This window comes from Mesorhizobium sp. M4B.F.Ca.ET.203.01.1.1 (assembly GCF_004791025.1).
In the GTDB taxonomy this organism is placed as follows: domain Bacteria; phylum Pseudomonadota; class Alphaproteobacteria; order Rhizobiales; family Rhizobiaceae; genus Mesorhizobium; species Mesorhizobium abyssinicae.
The window spans coordinates 601,463-615,681 of record NZ_SRUO01000002.1 but is presented as its reverse complement, the minus strand read 5'-3'; the positions used below and the strand labels follow the sequence as shown (position 1 = coordinate 615,681).

Here is a 14,219-nt window from a genome sequence, read left to right as displayed (position 1 = left end):
GCCAATTCAGCCGCACTGCATAGAAGGCGGGCAGCAGACGTCCAACACCTGGGAGGAGACTATGAGGAACTTACACAGACTTGGCATAGCGGCGGGACTGGCGCTGAGCGTTTCAATCCCCGCGCTCAATGCTTTCGCTTCCGAACCGACGATCCCACCGGAGCCGGCAACGTTCCCGGCCGAGGGCAAGATCAAGTATGTGGCGCGCGACTCCATCCTGGAGTTCAAGGCGCTGCCGGAATATCACGAGCCTGACTGGGTCACCGAGAAATTCGTCAAGACTGGCAAGCTGCCGCCGCTGAAAGACAGGCTGCCGAAGGAGCCACTGGTCTTCAAGACGGGCAACATGCCTGATGGCATCGGCGTCTACGGCGACACCATGCGCCATGTCATCGGCGGCAGGCCGGAGGGCTGGAACTACGGCGCCGGCCAGACGCAAGGCTGGGGCGGCATCGATATCGGCCTTTCAGAATGCCTGACGCGTACCGCGCCGCTGTTCCAGGTCGAGGCCAAGGACACCGAGCCGCTGCCCAACCTCGCCAAGGGCTGGGAGTGGTCGAAGGACGGCCACAAGCTGACCATGCACCTGGTCGAAGGCGCCAAATGGTCGGACGGCGCGCCCTTCAACGCCGACGACGTCATGTTCTACTGGGACGACGAAGTCGTCGATCCGAACGTTTCGCCGCTCAATGGCGCGACGCCGGAAACCTTCGGCGTCGGCACGACGCTGAAGAAAATCGACGATTACACCGTCGAATGGACCTTCAAGGAAGCCTTCCCGAGACAGTATCTCTACGCCATGGCCTACGGCACGTTCTGCCCCGGCCCGTCGCACATTCTGAAGCCGCAGCATCCGAAATATTCGAAGAACACCTACGACCAGTTCAAGAACGCCTTTCCGCCGGAATACATGAACATGCCGGTGATGGGCGCCTGGGTGCCGGTCGAGTACCGGCCTGACGACATCATCGTCATGCGCCGCAACCCTTACTATTGGAAGGTCGACGAGAAGGGCAACCAGCTGCCTTACCTCAACGAACTGCAATACAAGCTCTCGACCTGGGCCGACCGCGACGTCCAGGCGGTGGCGGGCTCGGGCGACTTCTCGAACCTGGAACAGCCGGAAAACTTCGTCGCCTCGCTGAAACGCGCGGCGGAAAAGGACGCGCCCGCCAGGCTTGCCTTCGGACCCCGGCTCATCGGCTACAATCTGCGCATGAACTTTTCCGCCAATGGCTGGGGCAATCCCGACGAGCGCGGCCAGGCCATCCGCGAGCTGAACCGCAACGAGGACTTCCGCAAGGCCGTCACCATGGCGTTCGACCGCAAGGCGCTCGGCGACTCCCTGGTCAAGGGGCCGTTCACCGCCATCTACGCCGGCGGTTTCTCATCCGGCACCAGCTTCTACGACCGCAAGTCGACCGTCTATTATCCCTTCGACCTCGAGGGCGCCAAGGCCGAGCTCGCCAAGGCTGGCCTCAAGGACACCGACGGCGATGGCATCGTGAACTTCCCAGCCGGCACCGCCGGCGGCAAGGACGTCGAGATCGTGATGCTGGTCAACAATGACTACACCACGGACAAGAGCCTTGCCGAAGGCGTCGTCGCCCAGATGGAAAAGCTGGGGCTCAGGGTCGTGCTCAACGGCCTCAACGGTACCCAGCGCGACGCCTCGCAATATTCCGGCCGCTTCGACTGGCTGATCAGGCGCAACGACCAGGAACTGACCTCCGTCGTGCAGAACACCGAGCAGCTTGCGCCGGTTGGCCCCAAGACCAGTTGGAACCACCGTGCACCGGAAAGCGGCGAAGTCGATCTGATGCCGTTCGAGAAGGATCTCGTCGACATCGTCAACAAGTTCGTCTCGACGCAGGACAACGACCAGCGCGCCGGCCTGATGAGAGACTTCCAGAAGATCTCGACGGAGCACGTCTACAATGTCGGCCTGACGGAATATCCCGGCGCGCTGATCATCAACAAGCGCTTCTCCAACATTCCGCAAGGCACGCCGATCTTCATGTTCAACTGGGCCGAGGATTCGATCGTCCGCGAACGGGTGTTTGTCGCGGCCGACAAACAAGCCAAGTACGAATTGTTCCCCGACGAGCTTCCCGGCAAACCCGGAGACAAGGGGCCGATGAACTAAGGTTTACCCTCCCTGACGAAGAGAACTCCGGCCGCGCCGCTGGCGCGGCCGGACAAAGCAAACCCTCCGGACAGGCCCTGAGCGGGCGCAACCGGCGAGACAAGGAAACGGGCCGTTCGATGTTGCGATTCCTGCTCACGCGCATAGCGTCGGCGATCCCGGTCCTCGCCATCTTGAGCCTGGTCACCTTTGCCATCATCCAGGCGCCGTCGGGTGACTATGCCGACTACATCCGTTCGCAGCTGATCAACCAGGGCGGCGCGTCTTTCGCCCAGGCCGACGCGCAGGCCAAGGCCTATCGGATCGAGCACGGCCTGGATAAGCCGCTGCCCGTCCAGTATCTCAACTGGATCGGCGGCATCGTCACGCGCGGCGATTTCGGCTACAGCCTCTACTACAACAAGCCGGTTGCCGATGTGGTGGGCGAGCGCCTGCCGCGCACGCTGCTTCTGGCACTGGTCTGCCACCTGCTCGCTTCCGTCCTCGGCATCACGTTCGGCATATGGGCGGCGACCCGGCAGTATTCCTGGATCGACTCCACACTTTCGGCCATCTCCTTCCTCGGCATGACGGTGCCGCGCTTCCTGATGGCGCTGATCATCGTCTACCTGCTGGTCTTCCAGTTCAACGTGTCGGAGATCGGCAGCTTCTTCTCGCCGCAATATGGCGGCGCGCCATGGTCGTGGGCAAAATTCGTCGACCTCGTCAAGCATGTCTGGCCGGTGGTGGCGATCGCGACCTTCGGCGGGCTCGCCTACAACATGCGCGTCATGCGCGGCAATCTGCTCGACACGCTGAACGCCCAATATGTCGAGACGGCCAAGGCCAAGGGGCTGACCGGCGGCGCCGTGGTCCTGCGTCATGCCGTGCCCAACGCACTGCACCCGCTGGTCATGTACCAGGGCGTGGTGCTGCCCTACATGCTGACCGGCGAGATCGAGACGGCGATCATCTTCGCGCTGCCGACCGTCGGACCGGCGATCGTCGGCTCGATGGCGGTAGGCGATGTCTATGTTACCGCCACCTTCATGATGGTGCTGTCGGCGACGCTGATCGTCGGCAACATCATCGCCGACATGCTGCTCGTCCTGCTCGACCCGCGCATCCGCCAGTTCGGAGAGAACTAGATGCTGGCGCGCGACACATCACTGCCACCGCCGCCCGCCGAGGGAACCATCGAGAAGCCCGCGCGCGGCAATGAGAGCTACATCGCGCTGGTCTGGCGGCGGCTCAAGCGTTCGTGGACCGGGATGGCCGGGCTCTGGCTCGTCGTGCTGCTGCTCCTGATGGCCGTGTTCGCGGAATTCCTGGCGCCGATGGACCCGAAGGCAACCGATATCGCCTTCGCGCCGCCCCAACTGCCAAGCTTCCACGACAAGGACGGCAACTTCGTCGCGCGGCCGAGGGTGTATGCGCTGGCCGATTCGGCCGATCTCGATCCGATCACCTTCCAGCCTATCGTCGGCCCCGACTACGAACACCCAAGGCTGCTTGGGTTCCTCGTCGAGGGCTCGCCCTATAGGCTCTTCGGGCTCCTTCCGGCAGACCGGCATTTCTTCGGCTCGATGGATGGCCAGCCGGTGCATTTCCTCGGCACCGACAAGTTCGGTCGCGACGTGCTCTCGCGGGCCATCCACGGCTCGCGCGTCTCGCTGATGATCGCGCTGACGGTCGTCTTCATCATCACCATGATCGGCACCACGGTCGGCATGGTCTCCGGCTATTTCGGCGGCAGGTTCGACGTGTGGGTGCAACGTTTCGTCGAACTGGTGCTCGCTTTCCCGCAACTGCCGCTGTACCTGGCGCTGACGACGCTGATCCCGGTCACCGCGCCGACCAACGTTTTCCTCGCCTTTGTCATCATCGTCATGTCGGCGCTCGGCTGGGCGCAGATGTCGCGCGAGGTGCGCGGCAAGACCCTGGCGCTGGCGCGGGTCGACTATGTGCGCGCCGCCATGGCAGTCGGCGCCACAGACCGGCGCATCATCATGCAGCACATCCTCCCCAACGTGATGAGCCATGTGATCGTCGCCGTGACGCTGGCGATCCCGACAGTGGTGCTCTTGGAATCCTTCCTCGGCTTCCTGGGCTTCGCAGTGAAGCCGCCGCTGATCTCATGGGGCCTGATGCTGCAGGACACGGCGACCTATTCGGTCATCGGCACCTATCCATGGATCCTGTCGCCGGTCGGCTTCGTGCTGATCACCGTCTTTGCCTTCAACGCGCTGGGCGACGGCCTGCGCGATGCCGTAGACCCCTATTGAGGTGGCCGGGATGACCCTCGCACTCGCCGAGCCCTTCGCGCCAGCCTTCCGCCACGACCATGACGGACGCGCGGACCAGCCAATCATCGACGCCCGCAACATCGAGGTGGCCTTCAAGGTCGAACACGGCGTCGTCGAAGCCGTCAAGGACGTCTCGTTCCAGCTCTATCGCGGCGAAACGATCGCCATCGTCGGGGAATCCGGCTCCGGCAAGTCGGTGACGGCGCGCACCGTCATGGGGCTGCTGTCGCGGCGGGCCACGGTGTCGCCGAGGTCGAGCGTTTCTTACGATGGGCAGAACATCCTGAAACTCCCCGAGCACGCCCGGCGCAAGCTGCGCGGCAACCGCATCTCGATGATCTTCCAAGAGCCGATGAGCTCGCTCAACCCGATCTACACGGTCGGCAGCCAGATCGTCGAGGCAATCAGGGTGCATCGCAAGGTGGGCCGCAGGGAGGCCTGGGCGCGAGCGCTCGAATTGTTGCGGCATGTCCAGATTCCTGAGCCGGAGGCGCGGCTGAAGCAGTACCCGCACCAGCTCTCCGGCGGGCAGCGCCAGCGTGTGATGATCGCCATGGCTTTGGCCAACGATCCCGACGTGCTGATCGCAGACGAGCCGACGACGGCACTCGACGTCACGGTCCAGGCGCAAATCCTCAACCTGATCCGCAATCTGCAGAAAGAACTGCGGATGGCGGTGATCCTGATCACCCACGACCTCACGGTGGTGCGCAAGTTCTCCGACTACGTCTATGTGATGCAGCATGGCGAGATGCGCGAGCACAACGTCACCGAACGGCTCTTCGCCGATCCGCAGCACCCGTATACGCAGCGCCTGCTCGCCTCCGAGCCGCGCGGGCGACCGCAACCGCTGCCGGAGGGCTGCGGCACCATTCTCGAAGCGAACGGCGTACGCGTCTGCTTCATGCTGCGCCATGGCAGCTTCCTGAAACCGGACTGGCGCGAACTGGTCGCCGTCGACGACCTCGACCTCAAGCTTTGCCGCCACGAGACGCTGGGGCTGGTTGGCGAATCCGGCTCCGGCAAGACCACCTTCGGCCAGGCTCTGCTCAGATTGCTCGATCCGAAACGCGGCGAGATTCGTTTCGACGGCCGGCCGATCCATGGCCTGTCGCGCAACGAAATGCGGCCGCTGCGCTCACGCATGCAGATCGTCTTCCAGGATCCTTTTTCCTCGCTCAATCCTCGCATGACGATCGGGCAGATCATCGAGGAAGGGCTGGTCGTCAACAGCATCGGGGCGACACGGCCCGAGCGGGTCGAACGGGTGCGCGAGGCGCTGGTCAGCGCCGGCATGCCGGGCGACATCCTTTCGCGGTTCCCGCATGAATTCTCCGGCGGCCAGCGGCAGCGCATCGCGATCGCCCGGGCGATCGCGCTGGAGCCCGAATTCATCCTGCTCGACGAACCGACATCGGCGCTCGACCTCTCCGTCCAGGCGCAGATCATCGACCTGTTGCGGAAGCTGCAGGACGAGCGCGGCCTGAGCTACCTCTTCATCTCGCACGACCTCAAGGTGGTGCGCGCGCTGTGCCACCGCGTCATCGTCATGCAGCACGGCAAGGTCGTCGAGCAGGGACCTGTCGACGAGGTCCTCACCAATCCCAAGACCGCCTACACCGAACGGCTCGTCCGGGCCGCTTTCGAGGTGGCCTAGACAAAGTGCCGGAGGTTTCAGTGGCAAGACATCCCAAGATCACGTTCATAGGTGCCGGTTCGACAGTGTTCATGAAGAACATCGTCGGCGACGTGCTGCAGCGCCCGGCGCTGTCCGGCGCGACGATCGCGCTGATGGACATCAACCCGCAGCGGCTGGAAGAAAGCGCCGTCGTCGTCAACAAGCTGATCGCGACGCTCGGCGTCAAGGCGAAGGCCGAGACCTATTCCGACCAGCGCAAGGCGCTTGCCGGGGCCGATTTCGTCGTCGTCGCCTTCCAGATCGGCGGCTACGAACCCTGCACCGTCACCGACTTCGAGGTGCCAAGGAAATACGGCCTGCGCCAGACCATCGCCGACACGCTGGGCGTTGGCGGCATCATGCGGGGCCTGCGGACCGTGCCGCATCTGTGGCAGATCTGCGAGGACATGCTCGCGGTCTGCCCCGAGGCGATCATGCTGCAATACGTCAACCCGATGGCGATCAACACCTGGGCGATATCGGAGAAATATCCCGCCATCAGGCAGGTCGGCCTCTGCCACTCGGTGCAGGGCACGGCGATGGAGCTGGCGCACGACCTCGACCTTCCCTACGAGGAGATCCGCTATCGCTCGGCCGGCATCAACCACATGGCCTTCTATCTGAAGTTCGAGCATCGCCAGCCGGACGGTTCCTACCGCGACCTCTATCCCGATCTCGTGCGCGCCTATCGCGAAGGCCGCGCGCCGAAGCCCGGCTGGAACCCGCGCTGCCCGAACAAGGTGCGCTACGAGATGCTGACGCGGCTAGGCTACTTCGTCACCGAAAGCTCGGAGCATTTCGCCGAATACACGCCCTATTTCATCAAGGATGGCCGCCCCGACCTGATCGAGAAGTTCGGCATCCCGCTCGACGAGTATCCGAAGCGCTGCATCGAACAGATCGAGCGCTGGAAGGGGCAGGCCGAAGCCTACCGCTCGGCCGACCGGATCGAGGTCGAGCAGTCGAAGGAGTACGCCTCCTCGATCATGAACTCGGTCTGGACCGGCGAGCCCTCGGTGATCTACGGCAATGTCCGCAACAATGGCTGCATCACCTCGCTGCCCTTCGATTGCGCCGCCGAAGTGCCATGCCTGGTCGACGCCTCCGGCATCCAGCCGACCTATATCGGCGACCTGCCGCCGCAGCTGACTGCACTGATCCGCACCAACATCAACGTGCAGGAGCTGACGGTGCGGGCGCTGATGACGGAAAACCGCGAGCACATCTACCACGCGGCGATGATGGATCCGCACACCGCGGCCGAACTCGACCTCGACCAGATCTGGTCGCTTGTCGACGATCTGCTTGCCGCTCACGGCGACTGGCTGCCGGCCTGGGCGCGTGCGGATCGCAAGACACAGGCCGCCTGATCGCGCTGGCGGCAGGGATTAGGATCAGGCGCCGGCCTTTTCGCGCGCCACGGCCTGCCAGCCGATATCGCGGCGGCAAAAGCCCTGCGGCCAGTCGATGCGATCGAGCGCGGCATAAGCGCGTTGCTGCGCCTCGCCGACGGTGGCGCCGGTCGCCGTGACATTGAGCACGCGGCCGCCATTGGCGACCAGCGCGCCGCCGTTGATGGCGGTGCCGGCATGGAAGATCTCGGCGCCGTCGCTGGCGGCCTCCTCGAGACCGCGAATGACCGAACCCTTTTCCGGGGTGCCGGGATAGCCCCTCGCCGCCATCACCACGGTCAGCGCCGCCTCGTCGCGCCAGCGGATCGAGGTATGCGCGAGCTGGCCGTCGACGGCGGCGTTGAGCAGCACCAGGAGATCGTCCTTCAACCGCATCATCAGCACCTGGCATTCGGGATCGCCGAAGCGGGTGTTGTATTCGATCAGCTTCGGCCCCTTATCGGTGATCATCAATCCGGCGAAGAGGATGCCGGCGAACGGCGCGCCGAGTTCGGCCATGCCGCGCATGGTCGGCTCGATGATCTCGCGCATAGTGCGCTCGACCATTTCCGGCGTCATCACCGGCGCCGGCGAATAGGCGCCCATGCCGCCGGTGTTGGGGCCGACGTCGCCGTCGCCGACGCGCTTGTGGTCCTGCGCGGTGCCGAAGGGCAGTGCCGTCGTGCCATCGCACAGGCAGAAGAAGCTTGCCTCCTCGCCGGTCAGAAATTCCTCGACCACCACCTCGGCGCCTGCGGCGCCAAAGGCGCCGTCGAAACAGGCATCGAGCGCGGCGATCGCCTCGTCCAAGGTCATGGCGATGGTGACACCCTTGCCGGCGGCGAGCCCATCGGCCTTGATGACGATCGGCGCGCCGACCTTCTCGACATAGGCCTTCGCCGAGGCGAGGTCGGCGAAGCGGCCGTAGGCGGCGGTCGGAATATCGTATTTGGCGCAGAGGTCCTTGGTGAAGCCTTTCGAGCCTTCGAGCCGCGCCGCCCGCTTCGACGGGCCGAAGACGCGGATGCCCTCGCCGCGCAGATCGTCGGCGATGCCGGCGACCAGCGGGCCTTCAGGTCCGACGACGACGAGGTCGATCGCGTTGTCCTTGCAGAAGGCGGCAACGGCGGCGTGGTCGGCGATGTCGAGCTTGACCAGTTCGGCGTCGCGGCCAATGCCCGGATTGCCGGGCGCGGCATAGAGTCTGGTCAGAAGCGGCGAGGCCGCGATCTTCCAGGCCAGGGCATGTTCGCGGCCGCCGGAGCCAATCACCAAAACGCGCATGCCGATATCCCCAGTCATCCACGACAGGACCTCCCGCTATTGCCCCAGGGCCGGCGGGTCAAGGCTTTTGGCTTGCTCGATGCCGGTTGCGCACGGGAACGTCGCGCGGAGGATGCGACGCTTCACGCCCATGGGCGGCTCACCCCGGCGCGGTCAGCTCTGGAAAACCACCGGGAACCAGTCCTCGCGCAATTTCTGGCCGGGCTGCATGCCGTGGCCGGGATAGGGCGGCGAGGTGCGGCCCGGCCGCTCGACATAGTGAGCGTCGTCGCCGACCCAGCGCAGCGACAGCGCACGCCGCCGGGCCGAGGTCAGGTTGCCGCGCGCGCCATGCGCCGTCCGGAAGTCGAACAGGATGGCGTCGCCCGGCTCCATCTCCCATTCGAGCACTTTCATCGACGGGTCGTTGTCTGGATCGGGCACCGGCAGGTAGTCGCCGTCGTCCGCATAGAAATTGCTGTCGTTCAGCCAGCGCACCGGCAGCACCATCTTTTCCCATTTGTGCGAGCCGGCGATCAACCTGAGCGTCGCTTCCTTCACCGGATCGATCGGGATCCAGAAGCTCACCGTCTGGCTGCCTTCTACGAAATAATAGGGAATGTCCTGATGCCAGGGCGTCGGCTTCTGCGTGCCGGGCTCCTTGACCAGAACATGGTCGTGGAAGAACTGCGCGCTGCGCGACTCCATGACGGCGGCCGCCAGCTCGGCCGCCGGCGATTCCCTGACGATCCTGACGAATTCAGGGATGCGCTCCCAGTTGCAGTAGTCGTCGAAGAAGCTGCCCTTGCCATTGGCGATGTCGGAAGCGGCGGCGCTGCGGTTCTCTATGTTGCGCTCGATGCCATCCGCGATGACATCGACCCAAGCCTTGAAGGCGCCGCGGATGCAGACCGCGCCATCGCGCTGGTAGTCGGCAATTGTCGCGGCGTCGATTTTCGGGCTGGCCATCGTGCTCTCCTGCTGTTCGATGATCGACTATCGCAAGAGCGTCACATCACGTAAAATAATAACTTGTCATCTCGCTTATAGTTTTGACCTATGAAGTTTACGCTCGCCCAATTGCGCTATGTCGTTGCCGTGGCCCGCTATGGCAGCGTGACCATGGCGGCCCAGGCGCTGAATGTGTCGCAGCCTTCGATTTCGGTGGCGATCGACCATGTGGAGGACGCGTTCGGCCAAAAACTGTTCGTGCGCCAGCGGGGAAGCGGCGTCGCGCTGACTTCGTTCGGTCGCAAGGCCGTCGCCAAGGCCAGGCAAGTGCTGGCCGAGGCGGACGAGCTGGCCGCGCTCGGATCGCGCGAAGCCGAAGTCGGCGGCGAGCTGGTGCTCGGCTGTTTCGAGGATCTGGCAGCCTATTTCGCGCCGGCGCTGATGCGCGCCTTCGCCGAGCGCTGCCCGGCCGTCACAGTCGTCATACGAGACGAAACCTTCGAGACGCTGGGGCGGCGGCTTGCCGATTCGGCCGTCGATCTCGGTCTCACCTACGATCTCGGCCTGCCGGCGCATTTCGCCCGCATCCTCCTGCACGAACTGCGGCCGCATGCGCTGCTGCCGGCCGGCCATGCGCTGGCGGACCAGCGGACCGTCAGCCTGGCCGAGCTCGCGGCGCATCCGCTGATCATGACCGACCAGCCGCACAGCTGGCAGCACATGCTCGACCTCTTCCTCAGCCGTGGCCTGACGCCTGTTGCCCAATCGACGACGAGCTCGTTCGAGCTGCAGCGCAGCATGGTCGCCAATGGCTTCGGCGTCGCCGTCAGCTACACCAGGCCGCATGGCGATTTGAGCTATGACGGCCTGCCGCTGGTCTGCAAGCCGCTCGCCGATCCGCTGCCGATGCAGCGCATCATCCTCGCCCATGACACGCGCCAGCGCCTGTCGAAGGCGGCGCTGGCCTTCATCGAGGTGGCGAAAGCGTGGTTCGCCAGCCACGATGTTTTCACAGGCTGAGCGACAACGCGGCCGCTTGACGGCGCTCACCGCTGCTGCCACTCCAGCACGATGGAAACCATCCAGTCGAAAGCGGCCCAGGGCCGCGTCGCCGATGCGCCGAGCGGTCACTGGGTCTACCGCGCGCTGCCGCGCGGGCTCTGGCCCTATGCGCAGCTCGCGCGCTGGGATCGCCCGATCGGCTGGCAATTGCTGCTCTGGCCGTGCTGGTGGTCGGCCGCGCTCGCGGCAAGCGCCTATCCGCGCCCGACGGATCCCTTGCTGACCCTGCTGCCGTCAGCCTGGTACCTTTTGCTGTTCCTGGTTGGGGCGGTTGCCATGCGCGGCGCCGGCTGCACCTACAACGACCTGGCCGACGAGGACATCGACAACCAGGTGGAGCGCACGCGCTCGCGGCCGCTGCCGGCTGGCAAGGTGACTCGCCGGCAGGCCTGGGTGTTCCTGGTCATCCAGTCGCTGGTGGGGCTAGTCGTGCTGTTGCAGTTCAACAGCTTCGCCATTCCGCTCGGCATCGCCTCGCTCGTCATCGTCGCCGTCTACCCGTTCATGAAGCGCATCACCGACTGGCCGCAATTCGTGCTCGGCCTTGCCTTCTCCTGGGGCGCGCTGATGGGATGGGCGGTCGAGTTCGGCGATCTCGATGGCCCGGCCATCATGCTCTATATCGGCTCGATCCTGTGGGTGATCGGCTATGACACGATCTACGCGCATCAGGACAAGGAAGACGACGCCATCGTCGGCGTGCGCTCGACGGCGCGCTTGTTCGGCGACAACACCAAGACCTGGCTGGTCGGCCTCTATGGCGGCGCGCTTGTCTGCTTCGCCATCGCCTTCGCCTCGGCGCAGGCGCCGATGCCGGCGCTGGCCGGGCTGATCGCCGCCGGCGCGCATATGGCGCGGCAGATCGCGAGGCTGGACATCAACAATCCGGATCAGTGCCTCAAGTTGTTCAAGTCGAACAACCAGGTCGGCTGGCTGATATTCCTCGGCCTGATCGGTGGCTCGCTCTGGGTGGCGCTGAAGCCGCTGGTGTAGTTCTCCCTTCTCCCCGTTCAACGGGGAGAAGGTGGCGGCAGCCGGATGAGGGGCAGCGCCAGCCTTGCAGGCAAGGAGAAGTGTACAGCGGTTATACGGCCTCTGATCGGCTTTTGATGTGGCCAAACCCTGAGGTCGGCGCCGCCCCTCATCGCCCTGCCGGGCACTTCTCCCCGTATAGTGACGGGGAGAAGAAGGCTGTCATCGGCGGTTTCGCCAATCGCCAGCGGGATGAGCAGACTACTCGTGCGAAATGATCTCCTCGCCGTCGACGACGAGTCTGAGGCCAAGATCGCCGGCCCGGCGGCGGGCAAGGAAGCGCGGACGGCGCATGGTCGAGACACGGCCCTTGCGGCGCTCCTGCGGCGGCAGCGCCTTGATGGCGGCGCCGAGCGATTCCTCCAGCGTGCGGGCAACGCCGTCGGCCTCGATCAGGAGCATCGGCAGGCGATAGGCGTCGGCCCAGGCGCGCCAGTCGGCGGCGACGTCGTCGAGGTCGTCCGCCACCAGCAGCGGCACCGACAGCATCGGATCATTGTGCAGGAGTTCGAGCGTCACCGTGACGTTGCCTTCGGGATCCTCCATGGCGCGGGCGGCGACGCCGCGAAACGCCTTGGCAGGCAGTGCGATGATCGCAGGCACGCCGCTCATCTCCAGCATGCGGCGAATGACTGCGCCACGCTGGTCGATGGTGAAGGTAACATCGCCATAGTCGTCGCGAGTCGCATAGCTCACCATCTGCGGCAGGCGGAATGGGTCGAGGCGCATGTTGCGCCCTGCCCAGACTGGCTTCAGTCCAGTGTTCATCGAGTGCCTTCCTGTCTCTCCTGAGGGCCGTTTACCGGTTCTCTCCGGGCCAGTTTTTTCCGGCCTCGCTTATGGCGAAACATTAGCGCTGGCTTCTTACCGCCGCGCTTAAGAAAGTCGGTTAAATTTTGCTGATCTGAGCCGATGGTTATCGGAATGCAACCATCCACAACATGTTGGAAGGATCAGATAACCTTACCGGGATTCATGATGCCGGCGGGGTCGATGGCCGCCTTCACCCGGCGCATCAGATCGATCGCCATCGGCGGCGCGGTGGCGATCAGTTCCTCCCGCTTCAGCTGGCCGATGCCGTGCTCGGCCGAGATCGAGCCGTGGAAGGAGCGCACGACATCGTGCACGGCCTTGTTCATGGGATGGTAGAGGTCGAGGAAGGCGGCGTCCTGCCAGTCCACCGGGCGGGAGATGTTGTAGTGGAGATTGCCGTCGCCCATATGGCCGAAGCAGACCACGCGCGCGCCCGGACACACGGTCTCCACCACGCCGGCCGCCTTGTCGATGAATTCGGGGATCGCGGCGATCGGCACCGAAATGTCGTGCTTGATCGAGGCGCCCTCGGGCTTCTGGCACTCGGGCAAAGTCTCGCGGAAGTTCCAGAAGGCATCGCCCTGGGCAAGGCTTGCGGCGACCACCGCGTCACCGACGATGCCCTGCTCGAGCCCGGCCGACAGTATCTCCTCGATCAGCGCCTTGCCGTCCTCCTCGGAACGGCCGGAAGAGACCTGCATCAGCACATACCAGGGCCAGTCGTCGGCCAGCGGTCGCGAGATGCCCTGTCCGTGCTTCAGCGTGAAGTCGTAGGGCCTTTTGCCGATCAGTTCGAAAGCGGTGAGCGAGGCGCCGGCCCGGTCCATCGCCAGTGTGAACAGCGAAAGCGCGTCTTTCGGGGACGACGGAAGGCCGGCAAAAGCGACCTCCCTGCCCTTCGGCTTCGGGAACAATTTCAGCACGGCGGCGGTGATGACGCCGAGCGTGCCTTCGGCACCGACGAACAGGTTCTTCAGATCGTAGCCGGTGTTGTCCTTCTTCAGCTTGCGCAGATCGTCGAACACCTCGCCGGTCGGCAACACGACTTCGACGCCGAGGCAAAGCTCGCGCGCATTGCCATAGGCGAGCACGCCGGTGCCGCCGGCATTGGAGGAGAGGTTGCCGCCGATCTGGCAGGAGCCCTGCGCGGCAAGCGACAGCGGAAACAGCCGGCCGGCGGCGTCGGCCGCTTCCTGCAAGGTCTGCAGGATGACGCCGGCCTCGACGGTGATGGTGTCGGAGAGCACGTCGATCTCGCGGATGCGGTTCAGCCGCGACAGTGAAAGCACGATGTCGTGGCCGGACTTGTCCGGCACCTGGGCGCCGACCAGTCCGGTGTTGCCGCTCTGCGGCACGACAGGCGTTTTGGTCTCGGTCGCCAGCCGCATGATGCGGCTCACCTCCTCGACGCTGCCCGGCCTCAGCACCAGCGACGTCCTGCCGTGCCACAGGCCGCGCCTTTCGGTGATGTAGGGCGCGATCTCCGCCTCGCCGCGCAGCGCGTATTGCTCGCCGACGATGGCCGCGAAACGGTCGATGATCGCGGCGTCGAGTTCGAAGGGCTGGTCGTCGGTCTGATCGTTCATGGGGCCAGAACC

Annotated in this window: 11 protein-coding genes; 7 read left to right on the top strand and 4 right to left on the bottom strand. The window is 64.7% G+C overall.

Features of this window, described 5'->3' with window-relative positions; genetic code table 11:
• Positions 1-61 precede the first annotated feature (61 nt).
• From EN846_RS06235 to EN846_RS06215, 5 genes are all read left to right on the top strand, one after another.
• Complete coding sequence (locus tag EN846_RS06235) at positions 62-2,146, top strand: ABC transporter substrate-binding protein (protein WP_127393250.1); 2,085 nt, start codon at positions 62-64, stop codon at positions 2,144-2,146.
• 119 nt (positions 2,147-2,265) lie between these two features.
• On the top strand, positions 2,266-3,273 hold the full coding sequence (locus EN846_RS06230; protein WP_128346196.1) for an ABC transporter permease: 1,008 nt from the start codon (positions 2,266-2,268) through the stop codon (positions 3,271-3,273).
• Positions 3,274-4,410 (top strand): ABC transporter permease, encoded by a 1,137-nt coding sequence (locus tag EN846_RS06225; RefSeq protein ID WP_127392698.1) that lies wholly within the window; start codon positions 3,274-3,276, stop codon positions 4,408-4,410. It abuts the gene before it with no gap.
• Between the two features lie 10 nt (positions 4,411-4,420).
• Positions 4,421-6,088, top strand: a complete 1,668-nt coding sequence (locus tag EN846_RS06220) for an ABC transporter ATP-binding protein (RefSeq protein ID WP_127392699.1) — start codon at positions 4,421-4,423, stop codon at positions 6,086-6,088.
• Positions 6,089-6,108: 20 nt separating this feature from the next.
• Complete coding sequence (locus EN846_RS06215) at positions 6,109-7,479, top strand: alpha-glucosidase/alpha-galactosidase (RefSeq protein WP_127392700.1); 1,371 nt, start codon at positions 6,109-6,111, stop codon at positions 7,477-7,479.
• 24 nt (positions 7,480-7,503) lie between these two features.
• On the opposite strand, the gene purD is transcribed toward EN846_RS06215, so the two are convergent.
• Together purD and EN846_RS06205 are read right to left on the bottom strand one after the other, a co-directional pair.
• Positions 7,504-8,784 (bottom strand): phosphoribosylamine--glycine ligase, encoded by a 1,281-nt coding sequence (gene purD / locus EN846_RS06210; RefSeq protein WP_127392701.1) that lies wholly within the window; start codon positions 8,782-8,784, stop codon positions 7,504-7,506.
• Between the two features lie 153 nt (positions 8,785-8,937).
• Entirely contained in the window at positions 8,938-9,732 is a 795-nt protein-coding gene (locus tag EN846_RS06205; RefSeq protein ID WP_189379580.1) for a phytanoyl-CoA dioxygenase family protein, read from the bottom strand.
• Positions 9,733-9,822: 90 nt separating this feature from the next.
• Between EN846_RS06205 and EN846_RS06200 the strand changes: the two genes are divergently transcribed.
• Together EN846_RS06200 and ubiA are read left to right on the top strand one after the other, a co-directional pair.
• On the top strand, positions 9,823-10,734 hold the full coding sequence (locus EN846_RS06200; protein ID WP_127392703.1) for a LysR family transcriptional regulator: 912 nt from the start codon (positions 9,823-9,825) through the stop codon (positions 10,732-10,734).
• Between the two features lie 51 nt (positions 10,735-10,785).
• The gene (ubiA, locus tag EN846_RS06195; RefSeq protein ID WP_127392704.1) at positions 10,786-11,769 is read left to right on the top strand and encodes a 4-hydroxybenzoate octaprenyltransferase; all 984 of its coding nucleotides are present in this window, start codon (positions 10,786-10,788) and stop codon (positions 11,767-11,769) included.
• Positions 11,770-12,009: 240 nt separating this feature from the next.
• On the opposite strand, the gene EN846_RS06185 is transcribed toward ubiA, so the two are convergent.
• Complete coding sequence (locus EN846_RS06185) at positions 12,010-12,576, bottom strand: DUF6101 family protein (protein ID WP_127287094.1); 567 nt, start codon at positions 12,574-12,576, stop codon at positions 12,010-12,012.
• 185 nt (positions 12,577-12,761) lie between these two features.
• Positions 12,762-14,207: an FAD-binding oxidoreductase gene (locus EN846_RS06180; protein WP_128346194.1), complete on the bottom strand. Its 1,446-nt coding sequence runs from the start codon at positions 14,205-14,207 to the stop codon at positions 12,762-12,764.
• Positions 14,208-14,219: the final 12 nt, after the last annotated feature.

Excerpts from the sequence above, each read along its gene's own strand:
- EN846_RS06235 (WP_127393250.1), top strand. The coding sequence starts at position 62 with ATGAGGAACTTACACAGACTTGGCATAGCGGCGGGACTGGCGCTGAGC.
- EN846_RS06230 (WP_128346196.1), top strand. The coding sequence starts at position 2,266 with ATGTTGCGATTCCTGCTCACGCGCATAGCGTCGGCGATCCCGGTCCTC.
- EN846_RS06225 (WP_127392698.1), top strand. The coding sequence starts at position 3,274 with ATGCTGGCGCGCGACACATCACTGCCACCGCCGCCCGCCGAGGGAACC.
- EN846_RS06220 (WP_127392699.1), top strand. The coding sequence starts at position 4,421 with ATGACCCTCGCACTCGCCGAGCCCTTCGCGCCAGCCTTCCGCCACGAC.
- purD (WP_127392701.1), bottom strand. The coding sequence starts at position 8,784 with ATGCGCGTTTTGGTGATTGGCTCCGGCGGCCGCGAACATGCCCTGGCC.
- EN846_RS06205 (WP_189379580.1), bottom strand. The coding sequence starts at position 9,732 with ATGGCCAGCCCGAAAATCGACGCCGCGACAATTGCCGACTACCAGCGC.
- EN846_RS06200 (WP_127392703.1), top strand. The coding sequence starts at position 9,823 with ATGAAGTTTACGCTCGCCCAATTGCGCTATGTCGTTGCCGTGGCCCGC.
- ubiA (WP_127392704.1), top strand. The coding sequence starts at position 10,786 with ATGGAAACCATCCAGTCGAAAGCGGCCCAGGGCCGCGTCGCCGATGCG.
- EN846_RS06185 (WP_127287094.1), bottom strand. The coding sequence starts at position 12,576 with ATGAACACTGGACTGAAGCCAGTCTGGGCAGGGCGCAACATGCGCCTC.
- EN846_RS06180 (WP_128346194.1), bottom strand. The coding sequence starts at position 14,207 with ATGAACGATCAGACCGACGACCAGCCCTTCGAACTCGACGCCGCGATC.